This is a genomic window from Ochrobactrum sp. SFR4 (genome assembly GCF_019730395.1).
Classification (GTDB): Bacteria; Pseudomonadota; Alphaproteobacteria; order Rhizobiales; family Rhizobiaceae; genus Pseudochrobactrum.
On sequence record NZ_JAAPBB010000009.1, the window covers coordinates 96,247 to 121,065 of the forward strand.

The following is a 24,819-nucleotide window of genomic DNA, read 5'->3' on the forward strand; positions in this document are numbered from 1 at the left end:
CCTGTTAAAGCATTTCCAGCAAAAGTACGAAGCGATTTGCGTTGGATAATGCGTGAAAACAAAGATTTAGAGCGGTTAAAAATCCATCTTCAATACAACGGCTCTAAATCCGTAGAGGCATGCGGTAAGAAACAGATAGCAGATAAAGAATGACAGCCCGACCGGTTTCCGGAGGGGCTGTCAGGGCATTATCATCAGGCATTAAAAAGAAACGTAGTGTCACTTCTGCGGCGATACTGCCGTTTCAGTGTGGTGCTAATGCCCGACATATGATCAGTGCCAAGGAAATTAAACGGTCTTTTCCGGGGGAGGCCCAAAAGATCAGAACCGTTTACGGGGCGCTTGCGATCATGACGGTATCCGGCCAGAATTACGAAATTATGGCCGGATGAATTCAGTTCTATCGAAGATTTAAGCCGAAAGTTTTTGAAACATAGTTTTCAACGAAAACCGGTTCCGGTTTTTTTAAACTGCTTTAGCAATCTCGATATATTTTTCCTGCAGGCTGCGGGTAATTGCACCCGGCTTGCCGTCTGCAATGACTGTGCCTGCAATTTTCACAACAGGGGTCACAAAACCGGAAGCACTGGTCTGGAATGCTTCTTTCGCTTTGAAGGCTTCTTCAAGCGTAAAGCGGCGTTCTTCGATCTTCAGGCTCTGTTCTTCAGCAATCTTAAGCATGGCCAGACGTGTGCAGCCCGGCAGAATTGCATTGGAATTCGGGCGCACAATCAGTGAGCCTTCTGCGGTGACGATGAATGCACTGGAGGATGCGCCTTCAGTAATATAGCCGTCTTCCTGCATCCATGCGTCCTGACAACCATGCGCGGTTGCTTCCTGCTTGGCAAGTACCTGAGCCAGCAACATCACAGTTTTAATGTCGCGGCGCTGCCAGCGGATATCATCCACAACATGAATGGCAATACCGTTTTTCTGGGCAGCAGACGCAGTCAGGTTTTTAACCTGCGTGTAAGCGACCAGCGATGGTGTCATATCTTTGCTGTAAACGAAGTCGCGGTCAGCGGCACCACGGGTGATCTGCATATAGACCACACCCTCGGTGAGGTTGTTGCGCTTGATCAGTTCGTTCTGCATGGCAATGATGTCTTCGTCGCTCATCGGCGCCGGAACATCAATCATTTTCAGGGAACGGCCAAGGCGTGCCATATGGGCGTCATTATCAACGAGCTTGCCATTGATAACGGCACTGACTTCATAAATGCCGTCGCCAAAAACGAATCCGCGGTCGAATACCGAGATTTTGGCTTCTTCTTCAGGGACATAGGCACCGTTTACATATACAATTCGGCTCACAACGCATTCCTTGGCATTAAAATTTTATGGGAATCTGCTGAAACTGAAGCTATGAAAAAAAATCCGGCAGAGCCAATGCTTTGTTTTTTGATTGTTATGCAAGATTTGCATATTCCGCAGGATGAATGTTCTGTCTGTGATAATGCGACATAAAATGCCGGAAAAGCGTATTTCGGGTCGCAAAATGAGCAATAACTTTTAATAGCGGTCAAGCCATAACCACGGGTTATCGGCACCGCTATTTTTTATGCTCTCGCTGGCACGGCCAGTTTGCCTAAGCTGATGAGCATAAGAGGAACTATGCCGGTTACAGGCTGTCAATCTGTCCGGTTTATAAAAATGTATGACGGGCTTTGTTTTATAACAATAAAAACAAAAACAACCCGGACGGCATAAGGCGTCGGTCTGCAATCAGATAAAAGAACGCTGTGATCCGTCGAAATATTCTGTGCCGGTTGTGCAATGTTGCGGACAGGCATGGAGAATATGTAAGGGGAGAAACTGCGGGTGAAAACCAGTCAGAAAACGGTTATCCGGCTTGAAAAACTACAAAAGCATTATGGCGCGCATATTGTTCTCAAAGAGATCGATCTGACTGTGACCTCCGGTGAGGTGCTGGCGATTATCGGGCCATCCGGTTCGGGCAAAAGCACATTGCTGCGCTGCATCAATTATATTGAGCCGCCGGATGCGGGCATTGTCACGGTTGGTGATGTGACCCTGCAGGCCGAGAAAAAAGCCTCTGCCAAACAGCTGCATGATCTGCGCCATTCGATCGGCATGGTGTTTCAGTCGTTTAATCTGTTCCCGCATATGAGCGTGTTGCGCAATGTCAGTCTGGCTCAGGAGCGTGTGCTTGGCCGCTCTAAAAAAGAGGCCGATGAGCGCTCGATGGATCTGCTGGAGAAAGTCGGTCTTGCCGACAAAGCGCAGCAATATCCGATGCGTTGTTCCGGTGGCCAGCAGCAGCGTATTGCCATCGCCCGCGCTCTGGCTCTGGATCCGAAAGTGATGCTGTTTGACGAACCGACCTCGGCGCTTGATCCCGAACTGGGGCTGGAAGTGCTGAGCGTAATGCGCAGGCTGGCTGACAGCGGCATGACTATGATTGTTGTGACGCATGAGATGGGCTTTGCCGAGAATGTCTCCGACACCGTGATGGTAATGGCCGACGGCAATGTGATTGAAAGCGGGCCCAGCCGCGAAGTGATGCGCAATCCGCAGACGGAGCGGGCGCAGCGTTTCCTCAAAGCGGTGAATGAGCGTTAAATGCTGGCAGATTTCTCTTATATTATTCGCGGATTGCCCTGGACTGTTGCGCTCACAGTTTCAGCTCTGGCTGTCGGTACGATACTCGGGCTGATCCTGATGCTGATGCGGCGTTCCAAGTTCTGGCCGCTGCGCCTGCTGGCAACCGTCTATATCAATCTGGTGCGCGGCATCCCGCCACTGGTATGGCTGTTTGTGATCTTTTTCGGTCTTGGCACCGGCTATATTACCATTAATCCGTTTATGGCGGCGTTGACCGGTTTTGGCATGATTGCCGGAGCCAATATGGCAGAGATTTTTCGCGGCGGTATGATGGCTGTCCATCACGGGCAGTTTGAAGCTGCAGAGGCGCTTAATCTCAGTCGCTATCACGCTTTCAAGGATGTGGTGGCACCGCAGATGCTGCGCGTATCGCTGCCTTCTGCCGCCAGCTATGCGATTGGCCTGCTTAAAGACAGTGCGATTGCCTCAGCCATTGGCGTGACAGAACTGGCCTATCAGGGCAGCCAGCTGTCACAGATGACCTTCCGCGGCCTTGAGGTATTTGCCGTGGTGGCTTTGCTTTACATTCTTCTCAGCCTGCCGGTTGCATGGCTGTCACGGACTGCGGATATCTATCTGCGGGCAAAGGTGGCGCGATGATTGATTTTCCGATTGATGATGTCATTTCATGGATGCCGGAATTGCTCGACGGTCTGGCTCTGAGCATCAAAGTTACACTGGCCAGTCTGGCGATTGGCATTCCTTTCGGCTTGCTACTGGCACTGGGTGTGCAGGCGAAGTCGAAATTCACGCGCGGGCTGTGTCTGGTAATTGTCGAAATCGGACGCGGCGCACCGGCTCTGATCCTGTTGCAATTCATCTATTTCGGATTGCCTAGTGCCGGTATCACGATGACATCGATTGTGGCGGCGATTGCGGCTCTGAGCTGGAATACAGGCGCTTATACCAGCGAGATCATCCGCGCAGGGCTTGAATCTGTGCCTGCAGGGCAGAAAGAAGCGGTGATGGCGCTGAATATGAGCCGGATTGACGGTTTGCGCTATGTGATCCTGCCGCAGGGATTGCGTGTGGCCGTACCTGCTTTGCTCGGTTTTTCGATCCTGATTTTTCAGGCAACATCTCTGTGCTTCACCATTGCCATGCCGGAACTGATAAGCCGTGCCTATGAAATTGGTTCGACGACTTTCCTGTATTTTCCGGCTCTGCTGGCGGCAGGTATTCTTTATGCAATGATCTGTATTCCGGCATCTATGCTGGTAAGCTGGGTTGAAAAACGTGCGGGACGTTTCTCCCGTTAAAAATAAATAATAACATAAACAATATGGGGTAGTGATATGAAATTAATGGGAAAAATGATTGTCGCAGCATCAGTTCTTGCCAGTGCGACAGCACTGGCTGCAGTGCAGGCCAATGCACAGAACTGCACACCGAAAAACAGTTTTAAAACTGTTGAAGAAGGTGTGCTGACCATCGCTGTAACCACTTATGCGCCTTATTCCTATCTCTCACCGGAAGGCGAAGCCAAAGGCGTTGACGGCGATATTGCCAATAAGATCGCCGAGATGGAATGCCTGAAGGTTAAGGCCGTTGCCGTGGATACCGCTGCCGGTATTCAATATGTGTTGTCTGGCAAGGCCGATATCACCACCGGCGACTGGTATCGTACGGCAGAACGCGCCAAGGTGATGAACCTTTCATGGCCGCTCTATAATGACCAGATGGGGATTTATACCAAGGAAGGTTTTGAAGAGGTCAAGGATATTGAGGGCAAAAGCGTCGGCACCGTGCAGGGTTATCTCTGGGTTGCTGATTTGAAGAAGCTGCTCGGCAGCAATCTCAAACTCTATCCGAATTCCGTGAGCATGCAGCAGGATCTGGCAGCTGGTCGTATTGCTGTTGGTATTGACGGTTATTCTACCGGTGTTGTCGCCAAGAAAGCCGGAGCCATGCCGGATATTGAAGTGAAGGTTGCCAAGAGCGATGATCGTGTGAAAGCGACCACCGAAGCCGGACAGGGCAGCTTCCCTTATTCCAAGAAAAATCCGGAACTTGGTGCAGCACTTGATGCCGATATCAAGGCTTTGCATGAGGATGGCACAATCAAATCTATCCTCACCGCCAATGGTATGGAAGCTTCAGCCGGTGATGTCGGCGAACCGCGTCTTATTGACTAAAATTAGTACGAGACCGGATGATTAAAAGTCCGGTCTCTCTTTTGCAGAAAGAAAACTCATGGCGCTGGATCATTATTATACACTTGGCCGTTCCGGTCTGCGGGTCAGCCGGATGGCGCTCGGCACCATGACTTTCGGCAATGCTGCCATACGCGGGATCAGCGGCAGCTGGGGCAGCGCCGATGAGATATCGCGTGCGATATTTGACCATTATACGGATATGGGCGGCAATTTCATTGATACCGCCAATTCCTATGGTGCGGGCGCCAGTGAAAGCCTGATCGGGCAGTTTATACGCGAGAAAGGTAATCGTGAACGGCTGGTACTGGCGACCAAATACAGCAATAGTCTCGAACCCGGTAATCCCAATGCAGGCGGCAACAGCCGCAAAGCGATGATGCGCGCGGTAGAAGACTCCCTGCGCCGTCTGGGTACGGATTATATTGACCTTTATATGGTGCATACATGGGACCGGATAACGCCAGCGGAAGAGGTGGTGCGCACGCTGGATGATCTGGTGCGGGCAGGAAAGATCCGCTACGGCGGATTGTCTGACGTGCCTGCATGGTATGCTGCACGGGCACAAACATGGGCGGAATGCCATGCACTGACACCGCTGATCGGTCTGCAACTGCCATATTCGCTTGCCGAGCGGAATATTGAACAGGAATTTGTGCCGCTGGCGCAGAATATGGGCTTGGGCATCACTGTCTGGAGCCCGTTATCCATGGGGCTGCTTTCAGGGAAATACCGCGTTGAGGGGGATCACTGGGCAGGAGAAGGCCGCCTGACCACAGATGCATCCGGCAAAGGCATGGGGCTGTTTACGGCGCGCAATCACGCCATTCTCTCGGCCTTACAGGATGTGGCAGCAGAGCTTGAGCGTCCGATGGCGCAGGTGGCTTTGAGCTGGGTATTGAACCGCCCGTCTGTTGCATCGCTGATTATCGGTGCGAGTAAATTGGCGCAGTTGCAGGATAATATTGCGGCCTTTGAACTGCAGATACCTGCGGAACTGAGCGCAAGACTGGATGCCGTAAGTGCTCTGCCTTCACCGCAGCCTTATGCTTTATTTGATGCGGATTATCAGGCGGGGGTACTGAATACCGGTACATCGGTTGGCGATAAGCCTGCTTCTTATGCACCGCCGCAATGGATGCCGAAGGTGGATGATTTCACCTATGGCAAAGGCTGATTTTTATTATACGGAGAGCGGTATATAATGCCGCTTTCATTAAATTTATATCTTAAGATATTTAAATAAATTTATGAATTATCATAGTTAATTATGCTTCATTTGCTTGGCGTTATGCGCAAAGCAACAGCGTTTTATATATGAGATTTTTATATCTCTCCTTCTTTCCCTCTCTCGAACCACTATGCGTTTTTGCGCCATAGTTCCGCCTGATTTCGGCTTGTCGCGCTTCGCGTTGCTGCCGGAAGCAGCTGCTGCAATTGCACCGGCTGAAATTCAGGAGTTCGAAAAATGGATGTCATCATGATTGCCGCAGGCGCCGGATTTATCGGCTTGTCCTATTTTTACGCCCTTGTTTGCGACCGGCTGTGAGGACGCGTCATGTGGTTTGATTATGTTCTCGGCGGCTCGGTTGCCGCATTGCTCAGCCTCTATCTGCTTTACGCACTGGCACGACCTGAGCGCTTCTAACACTTTGTTTTGTCGCATTGTCCTACGCATCGAAGCGGGAACAGAAATCAGTCCGGTGAACTGATTTCCCCGCGTAGGCGCTTCGTACTAATGCTTTGAAAGACAGAAAGTATCTTCCAATGACTTTCAACGGAATATTGCAGATTGCGGTCCTGTTCGGGCTCACAATTCTGCTGGTGAAACCGGTCGGTGGTTATCTGACCCGCGTGTTCACCGGTGAACGAACCTTCCTTTCGCCGGTGATCGCACCGGTTGAACGCGGCCTCTACAGACTGGCCGGAACTCATGAAAAAGAAGAACAACACTGGACAGTCTATGCGGCATCGCTGCTGATGTTCAGCATTGCCGGTTTTGTGGTGCTCTATCTTTTGCAGCGCCTGCAAGGTGCATTGCCTTATAATCCTGCGGGTATGCAGGCTGTGGAGCCGACATCTGCCTTTAATACGGCAATCAGCTTCATGACGAATACCAACTGGCAGGGTTATAGCGGTGAAAGCACGATGAGCTATTTCACCCAGATGGCAGGTATCACGGTGCAGAACTTTGTCTCTGCTGCGGTGGGTATTGCCGGTGCTATGGCAATTACCCGTGGTTTTGCCCGTTCTTCGAGCAATACAATCGGCAATTTCTGGGTCGATCTGACCCGCGCCACACTTTATGTGCTGCTACCTATTTGCATTATCGGCACGCTTGTACTGGTGTGGCAGGGCGTTCCGCAAAATCTCAATGCCTATACGCTTGCGACCACGCTGGAAGGTGCGCAGCAGACCATTGCACAAGGGCCTGTGGCCTCGCAGATGATAATCAAACATCTGGGTACTAATGGCGGCGGCTTCTTCAATGCCAACTCAGCGCATCCGTTTGAAAACCCGACAGCGCTGACCAATCTTATCCATCTGCTGTCGATTTTTGTAATCTCTACCGCCATGACCAATGTCTTTGGCCGTATGGTCGGCAATCAACGTCAGGGCTGGGTGCTGTTTGCCGTCTCCGGCGTGCTGGTGGTTCTGGGAACATCGGTGCTCTATTGGGCTGAAGCCAGCGGTAATCCGCTGATGCAGGCTCTGGGCGTTGTCGGCGGCAATATGGAAGGCAAAGAAGCACGCTTCGGCATTGCACTATCTGCCTTGTTCTCCGAAGTGACGACTGCGGCTTCTACCGGTGCGGTTAATAATATGCATGACAGTCTGATGCCACTCGGCGGTCTGGTACCGCTGTTCAATATGCAGATTCCAAATCTCGGCGGTATTGGTGCCGGTATCTACGGCATGTTGCTGTTCTTCATTCTGGCAATCTTTATTGCCGGTCTGATGGTTGGCCGCACACCGGAATATCTGGGCAAGAAAATCGAGGCCAAAGAGGTAAAGATGAGCCTGCTGGCCACGCTTGGACCATCGCTTGCCATCCTCGGTTTTGCCGCACTGGCTGTGGTTTTGCCGCAAGGGCTGTCGAGCATTCAGGATGCAGGCCCGCATGGTTTCAGCGAAGTGCTTTACGCTTACTCTTCCGGTGCCAACAATAACGGCAGTGCCTTTGCCGGTCTCAATGCCAATACGCCTTTCTACAATCTCACCATTGGTTTTGCGATGCTGATGGGGCGCTTTCTTCTGATCGTGCCGGTGCTGGCGATTGCCGGTTCATTGGCCGCCAAGAAAACTGTTCCTGCCTCTGCCGGTACATTGCCGACCACTGGCCCGTTGTTTGTTGGTCTGGTCTTTGGCGTGACGATGATTGTCGGCGGTTTGACTTTTTTTCCGGCCTTGGCGCTGGGGCCGGTTGTCGAGCATTTCGCAATGCTTTCCGGTCAGCTGTTTTAAAGGTGCGTGATGGCGAAGAATTCTTTTCTGATGAAGCAATTATTTCGTTCCAACGCCGCGCAAAAACAAAATCCGCGCGGTATGAAAAAGGAAGATTGCCCGAAACTCACCAGTATTATGCTGATCCTTGTGCTGGCGATGCTGGCCGGTGTTTTTCTCGTGCAGGCGCTGACCGGAGTTTAAGTTAACACATTAACTTATCACTCTATTTCCATGAAATTTCTATGCAGTTCGAAAATAAACTGCATAAATTCAGACGGAGGGCTCTGATGAGCCAGTCAAAATCTTCCAGTATTCTGGATGCCAAAATCCTGTTGCCTGCGATAGGCGGCGCTTTTCGCAAACTCGATCCGCGAAGCCTCGCTAAAAATCCGGTGATGTTTGTCGTTGCCGTTGTCACACTGTTGACGACTGTGCTGTTTATCAAAGATATGGCAAGCGGCGGCTCTGATCTGGGCTTCTCGTTCCAGATTATTCTGTGGCTGTGGTTTACTATTCTGTTTGCCAATTTTGCCGAAGCGGTGGCTGAAGGGCGCGGTAAAGCACAGGCGGAATCTCTGCGCCGCACCCGTACCGAAACCGAAGCAAAATTGCTGAATGGTGATAGCAAAACCAATTATACGGTTGTTGCGGGTAACAGCCTTAAAGTCGGTGATGTGGTGCTGGTGGAAGCCGGAGACATTATCCCTTCCGACGGTGAGGTTATCGAAGGTGTGGCCTCGGTGAATGAGGCGGCTATCACCGGTGAATCCGCGCCGGTAATCCGTGAATCCGGCGGTGACCGTTCGGCGGTGACCGGCGGTACGCAAGTGCTGTCCGACTGGATACGGGTGCGTATTACCGCTGCTGCCGGATCGACCTTTATTGACCGGATGATCTCACTGGTCGAAGGCGCAGAACGCCAGAAGACACCAAATGAGATTGCGCTGAACATTCTGCTCGCCGGTATGACGCTGATCTTCGTGCTTGCTGTTGTGACAATTCCGAGCTTTGCCACTTATGCGGGCGGTTCCGTGCCGGTGATTGTGCTGGTGGCTTTGTTCGTCACGCTGATCCCGACCACAATCGGCGCTTTGCTCTCCGCCATTGGTATTGCCGGTATGGATCGCCTGGTGCGGTTTAATGTGCTGGCTATGTCCGGCCGTGCGGTGGAAGCCGCCGGTGACGTGGATACGCTGCTCTTGGATAAGACCGGCACAATTACGCTTGGTAATCGTCAGGCGACTGAGTTCCGTCCCGTCACAGGTGTCAGCGAACAGCAACTGGCCGATGCGGCGCAGCTTGCCTCACTTGCCGACGAGACACCGGAAGGCCGCTCCATCGTTGTGCTGGCTAAAGAGAAATACGGCATCCGTGCCCGTGACATGGCCAGCCTCCATGCAAGCTTTGTGCCTTTTACCGCACAAAGCCGTATGAGCGGTGTGGATGTGGATGGCAGTATCATCCGCAAAGGCGCGGTGGATGCGGTGCTGAAATATGTTGAGGCGGAATGCAGTAAAGCTTCCACGCCTGCCCAGCTACAGGAAATCCAGTCGATTGCCGCGCAAATTGCCAAGGCGGGCGGTACGCCGCTGGCTGTGGTCAAAGACGGGCAGCTGATGGGTGTTGTCTCGTTGAAGGATATTGTCAAAGGCGGTATCCGCGAGCGCTTTGCGGAACTGCGCCGCATGGGCATCCGCACGGTGATGATTACCGGTGATAACCCGATGACGGCTGCGGCGATTGCTGCAGAAGCGGGCGTGGATGATTTTCTGGCGCAGGCAACACCGGAGAACAAGCTGTCGCTGATCCGTGAGGAGCAGGCTAAGGGCAAGCTGGTGGCAATGTGCGGTGACGGTACCAATGATGCGCCGGCGCTGGCACAGGCTGATGTGGGCGTGGCGATGAATACCGGTACCGTAGCTGCGCGTGAAGCAGGGAATATGGTCGATCTCGACAGCGACCCGACCAAGCTGATCGAGATTGTGGAAATCGGCAAGCAATTGCTGATGACGCGCGGTGCGCTGACAACCTTCTCGATTGCCAATGATATTGCCAAGTATTTCGCGATTATTCCGGCAATGTTCCTCGCTTTCTACCCGCAGCTCGGTGTGCTGAATATTATGGGGCTGCATAGCCCGCAGAGCGCCATTCTCTCGGCCATTATCTTTAATGCGCTGATTATCGTGGCATTGATCCCGTTGTCGCTGCGCGGGGTTAAGTATCAGGCGGTTGGTGCGGGCGCACTGCTGAGCCGCAATCTGATGATCTATGGTCTTGGCGGGATTATCGTGCCTTTCGTAGCGATCAAGCTGATTGATATGGCGATTACCGCTCTGGCTCTGGTGTAAGGAATAAACCCTTGTTGAAACAATTACGTCCTGCTGTGGTGATGATTGTCAGTCTGACCGTAATCACCGGCATTGCCTATCCGCTGGCTATGACCAGCGTGGCGCAGACCCTGTTTCCCTCTCAGGCCAATGGCAGTCTGATCGTGAAGGACAATAAGGTGATTGGCTCATCCCTGATCGGCCAGCAATTTACGTCTGATCGTTATTTCCACGGTCGTCCAAGTGCAGCAGGAGAAGGCTATAATGCTGCATCCTCCGGCGGTTCCAATCTGGCGCCAACCAGCGCAGCATTACTGGATCGTGTAAAGGCCGATGTAACTAAGCTGCAGGCAGAGAATCCAAATCAGCCGGTGCCTGTTGATCTGGTGACAGCATCCGGCAGCGGGCTTGATCCGCATCTGACACCGGAGGCTGCTTTGTTCCAGATACCACGCATCGCTAAAGCCCGCGGACTGGATGAGGCCAAACTCAAGACATTGGTTGATGCACATATACAGGAGCGTTTGCTGGGTGTGCTCGGCGAGCCGGTTGTGAATGTGCTTGCGCTTAATCTCGCACTGGATCAGGTTAAATAAGACAGAACATGCAGAGTCCGGATCATAATTGATGAATGATGACAGTCAGCTGCAGGAAAGTATGCGCAATGGTGACAACAGACCGTCACCGGATGCGCTGCTCGCCAAAGCCGAACAGGAAACACGCGGCCGCCTCAAGATTTTTCTCGGGGCGGCTCCGGGCGTTGGTAAAACCTATGAAATGCTGATGTCCGGCCGCAGTCTGCTGACTGACGGTGAGGATGTGGTGATCGGGGTTGTCGAGACCCATGGTCGTCAGGAAACACAGGCGCTGACCGAAGGCTATGAGATTATTCCCCGTGCGCGTGTCGATTATAAAGGCCATGTGCTTGAGGAGATGGATCTCGACGCTGTACTGGCGCGTCGCCCCAAGCTGGTGCTTGTGGATGAACTGGCGCATACCAATGCACCGGGCAGTCGCCATCCCAAGCGCTATCTCGATGTTGAAGAACTCTTGGCCAACGGGATTGATGTTTACACCACGCTGAATATTCAGCATGTCGAGAGCCTCAATGATGTGGTGGCGCAGATCACCCGTATCCGCGTGCGCGAAACCGTTCCGGACAGTATTATCGACCGCGCCGATGATATTGAGATTGTCGATATTACGCCGGAAGACCTGATTAAGCGTTTGAAAGAAGGCAAGGTCTATCTGCCTAAAACGGCGAAGCGTGCAACACAGAATTACTTCTCTGCCGGTAATCTCACAGCGTTGCGCGAGCTTGCCTTGCGGCGTACAGCGCAGCGTGTGGATGATCAGTTGCTCAGCCATATGCAAGCCAATGCCATTTCGGGTCCGTGGTCGGCTGGCGAGCGTGTGCTGGTTTGCATTGATGAACAGCCGCATGGCGCGGCACTGATCCGCTATGCCCGCAGACAGGCAGACCGGCTGCGTACGCCGTGGACAGCGCTCTATGTGGAGACATCCCGCGCAGCAACACTCTCGGAAGAAGAGAAAGACCGTATTGCCGCCACCTCACGGCTGGCAGAGCAACTCGGCGGTGAAATCATCACGCTGACCGGTCATGATGTGGCGCAGGATATTATCAATTATGCTTTGGCACATAATTTCAGCCACATCGTAATCGGTAAGCCGAATAAGCCGCGTCTACGCGAGATTTTTGAGGGCTCGGTCTCTCATGATCTGATCCGCAAGGCCGGTAATCTCAGTATCCATATTATTTCCGGCAGCCAGCAGGATGCCGTGCCGGTGCGGCAAGTGGCAACCGCTGAGGAGAAGGCGTTTTCACTACGGCCTTACCTGATGAGCCTAGGCTATATCGTGATTGCGCTGGTTGTCGGTACGCTGCTCGATCATGTGCTGGATGTACGCAATATTGCGCTGGTGTTTCTTATGGCCGTGCTGGCGACTGCGGTGACCTCCGGTTTGCGACCCGCTTTATTCGCTTCGCTGGTCAGTGCCTTTGCTTTCAATTTCCTGTTTCTGCCACCGCTCTACACATTGCATATTGCAGGGCCGGAGAGTGTGATTGCACTGGCATTTTTCATTTGCGTGGCGCTGGTCGCCAGCAATCTGACCGCGCGTGTGCAGCGTCAGGCCGTGGCTGCAAGCAATCGTGCAAGGACAACGGAAGGCCTTTATCAGTTCAGTAAAAAACTGGCGGTGGCGGGTACGTTGGAGGATGTACTTTGGGCAACGGTCTATCAGATTGCTGCGATGCTGAAAGTGCGGGTTGTTGTATTGTTGCCGGATGAAGGCACGGCTAATACGTCTATTTCCGTACGTGCCGGTTATCCGCCGGATGATACGCTGGCCGATGCGGATATTGCCGCTGCCCGTTGGGCGTGGGAGCATGATCATGCGGCCGGACGTGGTGCGGATACTTTGCCTGGTGCTAAACGGCTTTATCTGCCACTGCGCACCGGCGGTGATACAATCGGCGTTGTCGGGCTGGATGATGACCGGCAAGGGCCGATCCTTACGCCGGAACAGCAGCGGTTGTTTGATGCGCTAGCAGAGCAGGCGGCACTGGCGATTGCCCGTATTCAGCTGGTGGATGATCTGGATCGGGCGCAATTGGCAGTGGAGGCGGATCGGTTGCGCTCGGCCTTGCTGACTTCGATCTCGCATGATCTGAAAACGCCGCTGGCCGCTATTCTCGGCGCGGCTGATACGCTCAAAAGCTATTCCGGCTCGTTGCCGGATGAAGACCGTGCGGAACTGCTGACAACAGTGGTCGATGAGTCTGAGCGGCTCAATCGCTTTATCGCCAACCTGCTGGATATGACGCGGATTGAATCGGGAGCTATGCAGCCGAATAAATCGCTGCATTATCTGGGCGACATTGTTGGCAGTGCGCTGAAGCGTGCCGCGAAAATTCTGCAACATCATCGTGTTGAAACCGATATTGCCGCCGATTTGCCGATGCTGAAACTTGATCCGGTGTTGTTTGAGCAGGTATTATTCAACTTACTGGATAATGCCGCCAAATATGCGCCTGAAGGCAGTCTTGTGCAGATTGCAGGACAGGTAGAGCAGGGTGACATCGTATTGCGCATCAGTGATGAAGGTGCGGGTATACCGGCAGGCGATGAGACGCGTATTTTTGATAGTTTCTACCGCGTGCGTAAAACCGATCAGGTGCGCGCCGGAACAGGATTGGGACTGGCAATCTGCAAGGGCTTTACAGAAGCGATGGGCGGCACCATTACCGCTGCCAATCGTAGTGATCATTCGGGCCGTAATGGTGCTGTTTTTACGATTAGATTGCCGCTGAGTAGCTGCGCTGAAATGATAAGCGGAACAGAAGAGGGACTATCCTCCCAATGACACAGAATATCGTCAAAATCCTTGTGGTGGATGATGAGCCGCCAATTCGCAAACTTTTGCGCGTAGGGCTGGGGACAGAAGGTTTTTTAATACTCGAAGCACCATCAGCAGCCATCGCCAGAGAGATTATGCGGGATGACCGGCCTGATCTGGTGCTGCTGGACCTTGGTCTGCCGGATATGTCCGGTCATGATCTTCTGACGCTGTGGCGCTCGGAACTGATTGATCTACCCGTGATTATTCTTTCCAGCCGCACAGATGAAAGCGGAATCGTCAAGGCGCTTGAGCTTGGTGCGGATGATTACGTGACCAAGCCGTTTGGTATGAAAGAGCTGGCGGCGCGAATTCGTGTAGCACTGCGCCATAAATTGCAGGAGCAGGGCGAAAAGCCGGTCTTTCAGACCGGTGAGCTGTCGGTTGATCTGGTTAAGCGCATCGTACGTCTTAAAGGGCAGGAGATTAAGCTCTCGCCGAAAGAATATGATATTTTACGCATCATGGTGCAGCATGCAGGCAAGGTGCTGACGCATAGCTATATTCTCAATCAGATCTGGGGCGGCATGAGTGATGTGCAATATCTGCGCGTCTATGTTCGCCAGCTGCGTCAGAAACTCGAAGATTCGCCGGATCAGCCGTTTTATATTCTGACAGAGACAGGTGTTGGCTACCGGCTACGCGAGCCGGATGCCTGAACAGGATTCGTCAGAGGTTCATGCAATCTCTGACGAAAAGCAATTTTTATAAACGTCATGAAGCGCTGTATGTAACAGATCTTGTGAGGCATTTCTCTGGAAAATGTGCAGTTTATAAACTCTTAAAGAAGAGTGGCTCCCCGGGCCGGATTCGAACCAGCGACCAACCGGTTAACAGCCGGTTGCTCTACCGCTGAGCTACCGAGGAACAGTTGCTCTGCATTTGCATGACAGCCGTATAGCAACGCAAAATGGTCTTGCCAAGCCCTAATTTTGATATTGTACAGGAAAAAAGCAGATTTATGATAGGAAATGCTTTTTCTGATTATTAGCCGGGTCCGAATAGCGAAAGAAAATGATAAATATCATTTATTTCAGATGTTTAGATGAGGGTAATGAAGTGGCCAGCTCTCTTCGGAAGAAGAGCAAATTATATAATTTTTAGTTTGGAAAATTTGCACGCTCTTTATGAGAAAAGAGTGGCTCCCCGGGCCGGATTCGAACCAGCGACCAACCGGTTAACAGCCGGTTGCTCTACCGCTGAGCTACCGAGGAACAGGTGCTCTTGCTTTCAGCGATTTGGCGTATAGCAAATGATTTTCTGTTTTGCCAAGCCCCTTTTCGCTTTTCTATCAACTTTTTAGCGTGATTGTGGATGAGACATGTATTTCAGCCGTTAAAATCTGAAATATCGCAGTTTTAACTCTCTGTTTCGAACGTTTCCAACATCTTAGAGTTGATGTGATTGTAAATTACACGCGCGGGCTACGGAATCACGGGAGGAGTTATGCGTTCTGATTTCGGATACCCCGCGGACAAGTATATTTAAATCTCATTCATTGCAGCTGAAATTTTCAGAAAAATGCAGCTTTGATTGAAGTGGTATTTTTTTGAATAAAAGGACACTTATATAAGGGGTTCATATAAACAGAGAGAGTTCAGGCAGGGCAAAAAGATTGCTGAAACCGGATGCTGATATAGATAATGCTGCAGAACAGCAAAGCACTGAAAGCGGGGAGGCTAGCAGCCGGCACCGGATCAAATTGTTTGGAAAACATTTGCCGCTGCCGCAATCTGTCTGGTTACGACGAATTCTCGGCGGCGGGCTTATTGTCGGTGGTATATTCAGCTTTTTGCCGGTTCTGGGCGTTTGGATGCTCCCTCTAGGTCTGATCATCCTTTCCCGTGATTCCAGCCGCATAAGACGGATCAGACGCAAGTCTGAGGTTGGCTTGCTGCGCCGGTGGCGTGAATACAGAGCGCGCAAGAAAGCAGAGAAGGCGGAACAGCAGGAGTAACCGGTGTTTCCGGTGCGATCATATTGTATGTGCTGTGAATAAAATCCCGGCTATCTGCATTATTTTGATAGGAAATTTAAAATTTCTCGGAAAGCATGGCGGGGGTACTTGACGAGTCATGCAGCTTAACCTATTCAGCACTCAACCACATACGGATGGCCTCGTGGCGGAGTGGTTACGCAGAGGACTGCAAATCCTTGCACCCCGGTTCGATTCCGGGCGAGGCCTCCATCCAAATTCTAAGCATTTGTTATATATGATTTATTTTGCTTAAATCCCTCACTAATGAACGAGGTGAGGGCAAAGTGCGTAGATAATCTCTGAATTTCTATCATGAAAAACAATGAAATAAAAAAGCCAGCTAAAGAATTAGCTGGCATTTATGGTTGTAAAATTCTGTTTTTAATCGGCTTGTTTTTTATTTTTTCTTCTTGAGCGGGTGAGAGCGATTTCACTCTCAATCTGGTCTGCAACGCGTCTGGAGTTTTTAATGCCCAGGCGCACTCTGTCTGCGCCTTTGGTGTAGAGTTCTGCCTGTTTAACATTAGACCAGCCATATTGTGCCATTAGCTCATGTGTGGCTGCACCGGCTTCTGCAGATAGAGTTGCTGAAAGTTTGCGCAACCCGTGTGCGCTTTTCTTGATGCCGGCATCATTACATCTGTCTCTGAACCAGTTTCCAAAGCTTGCAGTTTCAAATGCATTGCCCGCTTCACTGATGAGGAATGTGTTGATGCCGGTTTCAGTTACGGAAATCACATCCAGCAGCGCCTTAGGAAACTCTACGGTTATCTGGGAACCGGTTTTTTGGGTTTTAATGCTGAAAATATTGCCGCGCATGTGCTGGCGGCCAGCGCGCACAACGTCAGATCGGCGTAATCCGGTATGCAGTAACAATTCTACCGCAAGACGAGCTTTGGTTCCTACTGGCCATCGATCATAGAACTGTAGCAGATCTTCCATTGTCCAGGGCGCGAAACCAACGGTTTTGTACTTCAATGGTAATACGCCTGCAGTTGGATCAATGGTCACATAATCATTTTGGAGTGCCCAACTGAACAAGCCTCGCATTGCTTTCAGGAAGTGATTAGCTTGGGCAGGCGTATCAGCTCGTGCTTCAACGGCCATAACCATTGAGCGGCGGTCAATTACTGTGTAGCGGGTATTATTGGAGCGTTTGATTGCCTCAATAAAAATGTTCTCTCGTTGACGTTGTGTCGCAATCGAAAATGCTCTCCAGGTGGAGCTTTCCCGATACCGGTCAATAAGCCATCGCAAGCTATAAGGCTGGGCAGGAATACCACGCGGGGCTTCTTCGATTTTATAGCCCATTACGGCCTGCTTATAGCCTTCTTTGAATTCACGTGAGTTCACATCATCGGGCAGGCGCACGCGCAAACCTTTCCCGATCCTGTAAAAATATTTCACTTTGCCGTGGCGGCTCACTTCACGCACAACATGAGGTGGGAGTTTGCGTCTCAGTTTGGTCATTACAGCCGCACTATATTTTTATGTTCAATCAAATGAGGATAGGTATCTGTGAGTGGTGCAGGTTGCACTGATAAAGAGCCATCAGCTTCTAGGCGCACGCTCACGCCCTGTTCTTTGGCAATGATCGCTGCACTGCGGATTTGCGCGCGGGTGTAGCGCACTTTCTCTCTTTCGACTTTATGATCCATGCTTATTTACCTCCTTGCACCAAGGCAGTGCGGCCTGCAGCGACGACCGGCGATACACGGTCAAGCAAATAACAGCCCGATACGTTTTCAAGCCAAATAACAGCTGAGTGGCCGCACATTACCTGTGCAGTGCTACGCGTCGTTGTCGGAAACAATTCGTCGTGGCCGTCCTTTTTCAAAAGCACATTTGTTCCCACTGGATAGGAAGCATTGAATTTGTCGCAAATGCATTGCAGTTTAGTCGCTTTTGATAGCTGGCGTTTTGTCAGTTTCATTTGCTTACTTCCAATAGCGCTGCACTGCTTGTGAATAGCGGGTAGAGATCTGTTTTGGCTGTCTTATAAACGGACAATCTCAAATATCTGTAGCAAGATTGGCGGTGATGGATCGCGCTGTAACGCGATCCATCACCTAGCATTCCCTTATGCAACCACCACAAAGGAACGATCTGAATGAATAGAAATCTTGAATATGAAATTAGAAGTTTAGGAACGCGCCAGCCGCGACCAACCTCCTCAGGAGGAGTTGGTGCTGGTGTAGGTCCGCGCCAGCCTGAGCCACGGCCAAGCGCGCCCAAACCCGGAAAGTAGGAACTATGGAAGACAGACTTGAGAATATCCGTTTCAACGTTCTCAGAAATGCGCTGTATCACACGGCCAGACGTTTGCGTTTTGAGCGCTTGAATAGATTTATGAATTTCGCAGTAGTCTTGCTGGGTGCGGCTGCTTTCAGTGAGATATTCTCCGGTTTGTCTATTCCGCAATCCTGGATCGGTGCGGCCGTTGCTATAATAGCTGCGGCTCAGCTGGCCTTCGATCTCGGAGGTGTGGCACGCACACATCAGCAATTGCAGCGTGATTATTATAATCTGCTGGCTGACATCGAGGGTGCAATAGCACCCGATGAGCCGCAATGTGCTCATTGGTATAGTAATATGGTTCGTATTACTGGAGATGAGCCACCAACCATGCGTGCCGTTGATGCAAAGGCATATAACGATGCACATGCGGCTATGGAATTGCCCGCAGACGATCGGTTGGTCATTCCTTTTTGGCACTTGGTATTTAAAAACTGGAGCTCTTTTGAGGGGTATACCTACCAAAAGATAAGTGAAATCAATCGTTGACTGTGGTGCTACATGATTACCCTTGGCGACATTCAGCAGTGCTTGCAGATCTACAGTCTGCAGCGTAATGCGCTTCGTACGGCAGACACTGGATAGTAGGAGCTTGTAGCTATGTATGAGCTTTGCCTGTTCCTTTGTCATGGCCGCACTAACTCAAACAGATCGTTGGGCTGGCAATTTAATATTTGGCACAGTGTAGCCATCTGCTTGTAAGAAATGGATTTGGATTTGCCGTTTATGAGCAAGGAGACATTTGGCTCAGTGATATTGAGCAGTGGTGCCAATTGGCGGCCGCGGATGCCTGCTTCAGCCATACGTGTTTTAATGTTGACCTTAATTTGCATACAAGTTCTCCTTCTGCCGGAAGGTGCGGCAGTTATGGCAGTGTCAGATTGTTGGGATGGCTTAGTCAGGTTCGGTTCTGAAATTCAGATTTATCTGAATATTTGCGCTTCTCGGGCGCTCACATCACCGTTTTAACTGAGCGCTTGCGGGCAAGGTTGGCGGCTTTGAGGCCGAAGCGGGTAATGTCGGCCATTGTGTAGCCGCGTCCGCGCAAGCTCTCCGGAGTTACGGCTTCGCCCGCCGCGTCCATGTCCTGCATTGTCGCGGCCATGCCAGAGACGATGCACAATTCTTGAATTGATGGTGCCGGAGCAGGGCGGGTTTCATAGATGATCATATTTGCACCTTAAAATTGTGTCGGTGCATAATGGGTATTATGTGTACCCATTGCTGTCAAGTCAAAAAGGTATTTTAAATACCCAAACTTAAAATGGGTATGTATAATATACTAAATAACGACTCTTCACTTGACCAATTTTAAACTGATCATTTAACATGAACGAAATGAGAACAAATATTCTCTGTGAGGGCGTTTAATGAGTACGGAAGTAGACAAGGAGAAGCTACGAAATGATTTTATTCATCTGCTTGGTTGTTTTCCGCCTGCTTGTCTGCTTGAGTTTGTGGAGTGCTTAAGGTCGCAAGCGTTCTCATGTTCTGAACTACAGCCTCCTGTAGTGCAGCAGGAAGACTATCAAAAAGATTGATTGCTTCAATTTTTAGTTCGTCGGTATCTGTGAAAGTTTCTTCTACTGATCCGATGCCAAAATTCAGCCAAGTGACTGAAACGTTGTATGCTTTTGCATACTTTTTAGCATCAGCAATCCCAAAACCATTCCGCCCTGACTCATGGGCTTTATAGTTGTTAGCATTCCAGCCAAATTTTACTGAGGCTGCTTTTGTGCCGCCTACATTGGCTCTCACCCGCGCTAGAGTTAATCTTTCTGCGCGGCGTTCTTTTTCACGTTGTTCGCTATTGTTTGTCATGGTGCAATTTATACCCACTGACGAGGGTATAAGTAATATCCTATTGGCTTGACTAGTGTGGGTATTAATAGTACCCATTGAGGCCATGACGCACTCAGATATCATTGACCAGTGGCCCTCCTTGGCCGAATTCGCCCGCGATCTTTCGGTTCCATACGGGACTGCAAAGGCAATGCGTCGTCGTGGTTCTATTCCAGCACAGTACTGGAATTCGACAGTTGCATCCGCTGTAAGGCGTTCCATTAACGGCATTGGCCTTCAGCAATTGGCCGATGCTATTGCAGTCACACCCGTTGCTGTATGTGTTAATTTTCAAAGTCATGAGGTGGTGCAATGATTGCTTCGCCTCACAGAACACGGCTGCACTGCAGCTGTCACCGAAAATCACACAAAAGATTTTTCCCTTATCTCTGCCGGCACCTCCCATGGCAGATGCTGGCCTGTCTTCGTGCTTTGGCTCCCGTGAGCGCGAAGACAGGTCTTTTTTATGAGGTTCTGTCATGGTGAAAATTCGCCCGACAACTGAGCAAGATCGGCAGGCTCTCAAGGCCGCTGTACGTCGATTGCTGCCGATGGCTGGCGGTGTTTCTGCTTTTGAAAAGGTGACGCGGGTCAATGCTTCGGCGCTTTCGCGCTACGGTGCGCCAGATGAGGCGATCAACCATATGCCGATTGATGTGGCTATGGATTTGATGATCGACACACGGTCGAACGGCATTGTGTCCATTATGGCCGCTCAGCTCGGCTATAAACTGGTGTCGCTTGGCAATCAGAATTTCGGCAACACCTTGCCGGATATCGGGGATATGTCGCGTTTGAGTAAGTCTGTATCCGATGTAATGCAGGAATATGCGCAAGCGATTGCAGACGGTGCAATCACACCGCGTGAAAAACAGCAAATTGACATTGAAATTGAAGAAGCTGTGCAAATGCTTCGCGCATTTCAACGGAAGGTTGATGGCGCGCTTTCAAAAGGCGGTGACGCATGATGTGCCACTTTCGCTTCCACGGCTCCGAACCGTTTGTTTCCCACTCTCGATATGGTGCGGCCAAATCTAAAGCCATGCTGAAAAAATTTCCTAATAATGCTGACCGGCTGGCGCGGCTGACCATAGAAGGCCGTTTGCAACGGCTTTGTCTCGTGCCTGTTCGTTCCGATAAAAAGCGGAGGCAAGATCATGACTGAAACATTTTATTATTTTTATGGGGTTGCACTGCTTTTTCTCGCCTTTGCTTTTATAGCGACATCCATTTCGGTGCGTTGGCTCTGGTTGTCCATGAATAGGAGGCTCACAAAGATTGAATCCGAATTTTCGTTTTTGTTGATCCATGTGCGTAACTTAGAAAAGCGTGTGCGTACAGGTGGTTCCAAATGACACCTGATCCATTCATGCATCTTTTAATTCTGCTCGTTCCTTCGTTTTTGTTCAGTGATTTTTTAGTCAGACATTACGTTTTGTCATGTTTTTGTACATCCGAATCTTTTGCGGAGGCAAGATCATGACTGACGATGTTGGAGGAGACAGCTCGCAGACCATCGCAGTGGGGCAACTTCGTGCTTTTATTGAACGAATTGAGCGTCTTGAGGAAGAAAAGAAAACTGTCGGTGATGATATCAAAGAGGTTTTTGCCGAACTGAAAGGCTCCGGCTTCGACACGAAGGCTGTACGCACGATCATCCGGTTACGCAAAAAAGAGGATCATGAGCGGCAGGAAGAGGAGGCCATGGTGCAGCTCTATGCTGATGCGCTTGGCATGCCTTTGTTTCGGGGGCTGCTATGAATTTCAATCCTGCAGTTATTGCGATGCGCAATGCGACAGCCGTCAAATTCGAGCGGTTTATTGCTTCCGTTGTAAATGACGCGGCCCTGATTGCACAAATGCCAGGCGATAAGGGGTATAGGCCGCGTCTTGATAAGATTGCGCACCGGTTCTGCCGTGTGTTCAATGTCAACTTAACTGAAGTCCGTTCTCAACGCCGTGATAGTGAAGTCTCTATGGCACGGCAGGCCATCTATTATTGGGCTTGGCGCCTGACCGAGCTTTCATCCTCCCAGATCGGCCGTCGCATGGGTAATCGTGATCACACCACGGTTTTGTATGGGATTAGAACCTACCGGCGCAAACGGGCTGCTATGGGGCGGAATTTGCGCGAACTGCGGAGGGCTGCACAATGAGCATTGCAGTCATGTCGCGTCTTTTCAAGGCACAGATCGGTTCTCCAAGCCGCAAGATACTTGCGATCCGGCTAGGTGACTTCGCTGATGATGAGGGGCGCGGAATTTGGCCGACTGTTGGACGGTTGGCAAACGAAACTGAGTTGTCAGAGCGTACCGTGCAGCGCCTTCTGAAAGAGTTTGGTGATGAAGGTCTGTTGATCGTGGTCGCTGAGGGCGGCGGTCGCCCCGGACAGGCCACACGATACGACTTTGATATGATGAAATTGGAAGCTCTTGTGAGGGGTAAAACTGTGTCTGACGGGTGTCACCATGTCACGGGTGACACCACGACACCCGTGACACTGGATGCAGAGACGGGTGACACTGACGACATAGACGGGTGTCACCATGTCACCCAAACCGTAATAGAACCATTAAATAAACCATCACTTGAGAGAGGGCGCGTAAGCGAACTTGAAAACAGGGAAATCAGGAAGGCAAACGAACGGGCTTTCAAAAAAGCTTACCAGCAATGGCCGACATTCGTGACGGATAGTGAACCGAAGGCGTTTAAGGCATGGATGCGTCTGAGTGACGATGATCGTCAACAGGCTTCTGAGGAACTTGGTCGCTATCTTGAGGCCTCCAAGGTTTCCGGTCGGAGCAAATTTTGTACATTTGCGGTCTATCTTAGCGAAAAGCGTTGGGAAAAGTTACCGGCGAAGGCTGAGGTCGTTGCCAATACGCTGGATCGGGCCGCACCATTTGGCAAAATGTGGGCTGCACGGGTTTATGAGCAACTGATTGCAGGTTCGACACATATCGGCAGGCTGACTGCACTTGAGCAGCGAATGGTTGATGACGGCACTTTCACGGCTGAGAGACTGCTTTCCGAAAAGCAGGTTAAGTTTGGTTTTCCAGTTGTGAATGAACTGTTTGAAAACGCTTCTGTTCGTCGCGGTGCGCTTGTTCCGGCCTATTTGCAGCCAGTGGCTGAGCGCATGATTGCGGTGAAGGTTGGTGGTGATCTGTGGCAGGCGTGGTTTGATGCTCATGCTGCGCGTGGCTGGCCTTGGCTGCCGAATACCGGAACTATGGAATATGTCTATCTGCCGGAAGGCGGACCCGATGCATTGAATGAATTGCAGGCTCTGTTGCGAGGAATTGAAAAATGATGATGCCAAATAACAGACCATTTGAGGAAGCGCGTATCTTGGAAACAGCACGACAGCTTGATGAACGGGATCCAGATCGCATCAAAATACGGATGCAAGAGAAATTTTTGGCTATTGCTGCCGGTAATGAGCAGTCTGAAAAACAGTGGTTTGTTCTCAAAACTGCGAACAAACAAGAGAAAGCTGTTAGTAAATCGGTGAGTAACTTTGGAATTGAGACATGGTTGCCCATGAAAAAAGCCTTGCAGCCACGTCGATATACCCGTCCTGCAAAGGAGATTGAGGTGCCAGTATTTGGCGGATATCTCTTTGTTAAAGCTGTTCCGTGTGCTGAAAGTTGGGTAGGCCTGTCGCGTATTGATGGTGCTATTTCTGTTGTGTTTGGCCAATGTGGCGCTTTGGTTGTTAGCGATAAATATATGAATGATCTCAAATGTTTGAATGACGTTGGTTCATTTAATGATTTAAAGAATTTCCCACGTTACAAAAACGGTGAACGCGTATCGTTTCCTGTTGGCTCTGCAGGTGTTTTTGAGGGCGTCATAGAAGGCTATGTCGGGGCAAGAGCAGCCCGTGTTCTTGCCTTCATATTTGGTCAAGAGCGGACAATAGAAGTGCCTCTTGCCAATTTGATCAAATCGGCATAGCCATAGTCGCAGAGACGACTGTGGACTGTGGAGCGTAGTGCTTCCGATACCCTGTAGCAGCCTATATGGCAGAGCTCGGCACAGACCTCGGAGAAGCGACCGGAAGACCGGCAACCGCTTCTCCCCAAGTGCGAAGCTATGAGGAAATTTCGAGCTCTAAGAAATTAATAAAACTGCATCATACCTGAGTTGTGGATTATATTCGTATGATGCACAAATGTTGGTGTTTCTGAAATCCATATCGGTAAAACTGCATCGCGGATTAAAAAGCTAGATTGCAGTTTTTTTAATAAGATATGATCCCGGAAGGTGGGGCGGTTGTTCTCGAAGTTTGTGTTGAAACGAACGGCAATAGTCGCAGTATTTGCAGCGGCTATTTCAATATCATTTTCAACTGGTGTTCGAATAATCACGGGAACAGAGTCCGATTTAATAACGGTCTTTGTTAGATTGACGCTACCATTTCTGATCGCAATACCGATTGGTATTTATTGGTTTTCTTGTCTGGAAAAACTGGAACTCTCTTATCGTAGCGCCATCCGCAGAGCCAATGAGCTTACGCGTATCGCGAGTGTGGACCCTTTAACGGGTATCCTTAACCGCCGTAGTTTTATCGAACAGTTTAATGCTGCAAGTGCTGCAGGTGTTCGAGGCTGGTTTATGTTAGCTGATATTGATTATCTGAAAGTGATAAATTGTCCGTCGTCGAATGATTTGAGACTAATTGTGCTTTTGAAGATTGGATTTTCCGGCTCGGTTTATGGGTTGATTT

The 24,819-nt window shown here is 50.5% G+C and carries 27 protein-coding genes and 3 tRNA genes; 21 read left to right on the forward strand and 9 right to left on the reverse strand.

The window, feature by feature from the left end; genetic code table 11:
- Window positions 1-465 precede the first annotated feature (465 nt).
- Window positions 466-1,314, reverse strand: coding sequence for a D-amino-acid transaminase (locus tag HBA93_RS12665; RefSeq protein ID WP_221723497.1), 849 nt, complete (start codon window positions 1,312-1,314; stop codon window positions 466-468).
- A gap of 501 nt (window positions 1,315-1,815) precedes the next feature.
- On the opposite strand from HBA93_RS12665, the gene HBA93_RS12670 reads away from it, so the two are divergent.
- The 12 genes from HBA93_RS12670 (at window position 1,816) to HBA93_RS12725 (ending at window position 14,631) form a co-directional block, all read left to right on the forward strand.
- Window positions 1,816-2,583 carry an amino acid ABC transporter ATP-binding protein gene (locus tag HBA93_RS12670; protein ID WP_210307614.1) on the forward strand — a complete coding sequence of 256 codons (768 nt, stop codon included), beginning with the start codon at window positions 1,816-1,818 and terminating at the stop codon, window positions 2,581-2,583.
- Window positions 2,584-3,225, forward strand: a complete 642-nt coding sequence (locus HBA93_RS12675) for an amino acid ABC transporter permease (protein WP_022711899.1) — start codon at window positions 2,584-2,586, stop codon at window positions 3,223-3,225.
- Window positions 3,222-3,884, forward strand: a complete 663-nt coding sequence (locus HBA93_RS12680) for an amino acid ABC transporter permease (RefSeq protein WP_286201910.1) — start codon at window positions 3,222-3,224, stop codon at window positions 3,882-3,884. Before HBA93_RS12675 ends, HBA93_RS12680 begins: the two co-directional genes overlap by 4 nt.
- Before the next feature lie 36 nt (window positions 3,885-3,920).
- Window positions 3,921-4,760, forward strand: a complete 840-nt coding sequence (locus HBA93_RS12685) for a substrate-binding periplasmic protein (RefSeq protein WP_286201911.1) — start codon at window positions 3,921-3,923, stop codon at window positions 4,758-4,760.
- 58 nt (window positions 4,761-4,818) lie between these two features.
- Complete coding sequence (locus tag HBA93_RS12690; protein WP_221723499.1) at window positions 4,819-5,955, forward strand: aldo/keto reductase; 1,137 nt, start codon at window positions 4,819-4,821, stop codon at window positions 5,953-5,955.
- Window positions 5,956-6,336: 381 nt separating this feature from the next.
- Window positions 6,337-6,426, forward strand: coding sequence for a potassium-transporting ATPase subunit F (locus tag HBA93_RS12695; RefSeq protein WP_022711895.1), 90 nt, complete (start codon window positions 6,337-6,339; stop codon window positions 6,424-6,426).
- 119 nt (window positions 6,427-6,545) lie between these two features.
- Window positions 6,546-8,243, forward strand: a complete 1,698-nt coding sequence (gene kdpA / locus HBA93_RS12700) for a potassium-transporting ATPase subunit KdpA (RefSeq protein ID WP_221723500.1) — start codon at window positions 6,546-6,548, stop codon at window positions 8,241-8,243.
- Window positions 8,244-8,252: 9 nt separating this feature from the next.
- Window positions 8,253-8,426: a hypothetical protein gene (locus tag HBA93_RS12705; RefSeq protein ID WP_221723501.1), complete on the forward strand. Its 174-nt coding sequence runs from the start codon at window positions 8,253-8,255 to the stop codon at window positions 8,424-8,426.
- An 86-nt stretch (window positions 8,427-8,512) separates the two neighbouring features.
- Window positions 8,513-10,573, forward strand: a complete 2,061-nt coding sequence (kdpB, locus tag HBA93_RS12710) for a potassium-transporting ATPase subunit KdpB (protein WP_221723502.1) — start codon at window positions 8,513-8,515, stop codon at window positions 10,571-10,573.
- An 11-nt stretch (window positions 10,574-10,584) separates the two neighbouring features.
- Window positions 10,585-11,148 (forward strand): potassium-transporting ATPase subunit KdpC, encoded by a 564-nt coding sequence (gene kdpC, locus HBA93_RS12715; RefSeq protein ID WP_221723503.1) that lies wholly within the window; start codon window positions 10,585-10,587, stop codon window positions 11,146-11,148.
- A gap of 31 nt (window positions 11,149-11,179) precedes the next feature.
- Window positions 11,180-13,939 carry a DUF4118 domain-containing protein gene (locus tag HBA93_RS12720; protein ID WP_221723504.1) on the forward strand — a complete coding sequence of 920 codons (2,760 nt, stop codon included), beginning with the start codon at window positions 11,180-11,182 and terminating at the stop codon, window positions 13,937-13,939.
- The gene (locus tag HBA93_RS12725; protein ID WP_122092817.1) at window positions 13,936-14,631 is read left to right on the forward strand and encodes a response regulator transcription factor; all 696 of its coding nucleotides are present in this window, start codon (window positions 13,936-13,938) and stop codon (window positions 14,629-14,631) included. Before HBA93_RS12720 ends, HBA93_RS12725 begins: the two co-directional genes overlap by 4 nt.
- Window positions 14,632-14,764: 133 nt before the next feature.
- On the opposite strand, the gene HBA93_RS12730 is transcribed toward HBA93_RS12725, so the two are convergent.
- Together HBA93_RS12730 and HBA93_RS12735 are read right to left on the reverse strand one after the other, a co-directional pair.
- Window positions 14,765-14,839, reverse strand: a tRNA-Asn gene (locus tag HBA93_RS12730).
- Between the two features lie 272 nt (window positions 14,840-15,111).
- Window positions 15,112-15,186, reverse strand: a tRNA-Asn gene (locus HBA93_RS12735).
- Window positions 15,187-16,086: 900 nt separating this feature from the next.
- Between HBA93_RS12735 and HBA93_RS12740 the strand changes: the two genes are divergently transcribed.
- Window positions 16,087-16,160, forward strand: a tRNA-Cys gene (locus HBA93_RS12740).
- A 171-nt stretch (window positions 16,161-16,331) separates the two neighbouring features.
- Here the strand turns inward: HBA93_RS12740 and HBA93_RS12745 are convergent.
- From HBA93_RS12745 to HBA93_RS12755, 3 genes are all read right to left on the reverse strand, one after another.
- Window positions 16,332-17,321, reverse strand: a complete 990-nt coding sequence (locus HBA93_RS12745; RefSeq protein WP_221723505.1) for a tyrosine-type recombinase/integrase — start codon at window positions 17,319-17,321, stop codon at window positions 16,332-16,334.
- 98 nt (window positions 17,322-17,419) lie between these two features.
- Window positions 17,420-17,608, reverse strand: coding sequence for a hypothetical protein (locus HBA93_RS12750; RefSeq protein WP_022711886.1), 189 nt, complete (start codon window positions 17,606-17,608; stop codon window positions 17,420-17,422).
- Between the two features lie 2 nt (window positions 17,609-17,610).
- Window positions 17,611-17,883, reverse strand: a complete 273-nt coding sequence (locus HBA93_RS12755) for a hypothetical protein (protein ID WP_221723506.1) — start codon at window positions 17,881-17,883, stop codon at window positions 17,611-17,613.
- Between the two features lie 320 nt (window positions 17,884-18,203).
- On the opposite strand from HBA93_RS12755, the gene HBA93_RS12760 reads away from it, so the two are divergent.
- On the forward strand, window positions 18,204-18,734 hold the full coding sequence (locus HBA93_RS12760; RefSeq protein WP_221723507.1) for a hypothetical protein: 531 nt from the start codon (window positions 18,204-18,206) through the stop codon (window positions 18,732-18,734).
- Window positions 18,735-18,871: 137 nt separating this feature from the next.
- Here the strand turns inward: HBA93_RS12760 and HBA93_RS12765 are convergent, their stop codons facing one another.
- The 3 genes from HBA93_RS12765 to HBA93_RS12775 all read right to left on the reverse strand — a co-directional run bounded on the left by HBA93_RS12765 (window position 18,872) and on the right by HBA93_RS12775 (window position 20,066).
- Window positions 18,872-19,078: a helix-turn-helix domain-containing protein gene (locus HBA93_RS12765; RefSeq protein ID WP_221723508.1), complete on the reverse strand. Its 207-nt coding sequence runs from the start codon at window positions 19,076-19,078 to the stop codon at window positions 18,872-18,874.
- A gap of 119 nt (window positions 19,079-19,197) precedes the next feature.
- Window positions 19,198-19,416 carry a hypothetical protein gene (locus HBA93_RS12770; RefSeq protein ID WP_221723509.1) on the reverse strand — a complete coding sequence of 73 codons (219 nt, stop codon included), beginning with the start codon at window positions 19,414-19,416 and terminating at the stop codon, window positions 19,198-19,200.
- A gap of 239 nt (window positions 19,417-19,655) precedes the next feature.
- Window positions 19,656-20,066, reverse strand: a complete 411-nt coding sequence (locus HBA93_RS12775; RefSeq protein WP_221723510.1) for a helix-turn-helix domain-containing protein — start codon at window positions 20,064-20,066, stop codon at window positions 19,656-19,658.
- Window positions 20,067-20,566: 500 nt separating this feature from the next.
- Between HBA93_RS12775 and HBA93_RS12780 the strand changes: the two genes are divergently transcribed.
- From HBA93_RS12780 to HBA93_RS24180, 7 genes are all read left to right on the forward strand, one after another.
- Window positions 20,567-21,055: a phage regulatory CII family protein gene (locus HBA93_RS12780; protein WP_221723511.1), complete on the forward strand. Its 489-nt coding sequence runs from the start codon at window positions 20,567-20,569 to the stop codon at window positions 21,053-21,055.
- Window positions 21,056-21,244: 189 nt separating this feature from the next.
- The gene (locus HBA93_RS12785; RefSeq protein WP_221723512.1) at window positions 21,245-21,442 is read left to right on the forward strand and encodes a hypothetical protein; all 198 of its coding nucleotides are present in this window, start codon (window positions 21,245-21,247) and stop codon (window positions 21,440-21,442) included.
- Window positions 21,443-21,566: 124 nt separating this feature from the next.
- On the forward strand, window positions 21,567-21,848 hold the full coding sequence (locus tag HBA93_RS12790) for a DUF2312 domain-containing protein (RefSeq protein ID WP_221723513.1): 282 nt from the start codon (window positions 21,567-21,569) through the stop codon (window positions 21,846-21,848).
- A complete protein-coding gene (locus HBA93_RS12795; RefSeq protein WP_221723515.1) occupies window positions 21,845-22,243 on the forward strand; it encodes a helix-turn-helix domain-containing protein in 399 nt (132 codons plus the stop codon). Before HBA93_RS12790 ends, HBA93_RS12795 begins: the two co-directional genes overlap by 4 nt.
- Window positions 22,240-23,400, forward strand: a complete 1,161-nt coding sequence (locus HBA93_RS12800; protein ID WP_221723516.1) for a helix-turn-helix domain-containing protein — start codon at window positions 22,240-22,242, stop codon at window positions 23,398-23,400. The genes HBA93_RS12795 and HBA93_RS12800 overlap by 4 nt, the downstream gene beginning before the upstream one ends.
- Window positions 23,397-24,047: a transcription termination/antitermination NusG family protein gene (locus HBA93_RS12805; RefSeq protein ID WP_028233863.1), complete on the forward strand. Its 651-nt coding sequence runs from the start codon at window positions 23,397-23,399 to the stop codon at window positions 24,045-24,047. The genes HBA93_RS12800 and HBA93_RS12805 overlap by 4 nt, the downstream gene beginning before the upstream one ends.
- A 318-nt stretch (window positions 24,048-24,365) precedes the next feature.
- The coding region (locus tag HBA93_RS24180; RefSeq protein ID WP_286201913.1) for a GGDEF domain-containing protein at window positions 24,366-24,819 on the forward strand (454 nt) is incomplete at its 3' end.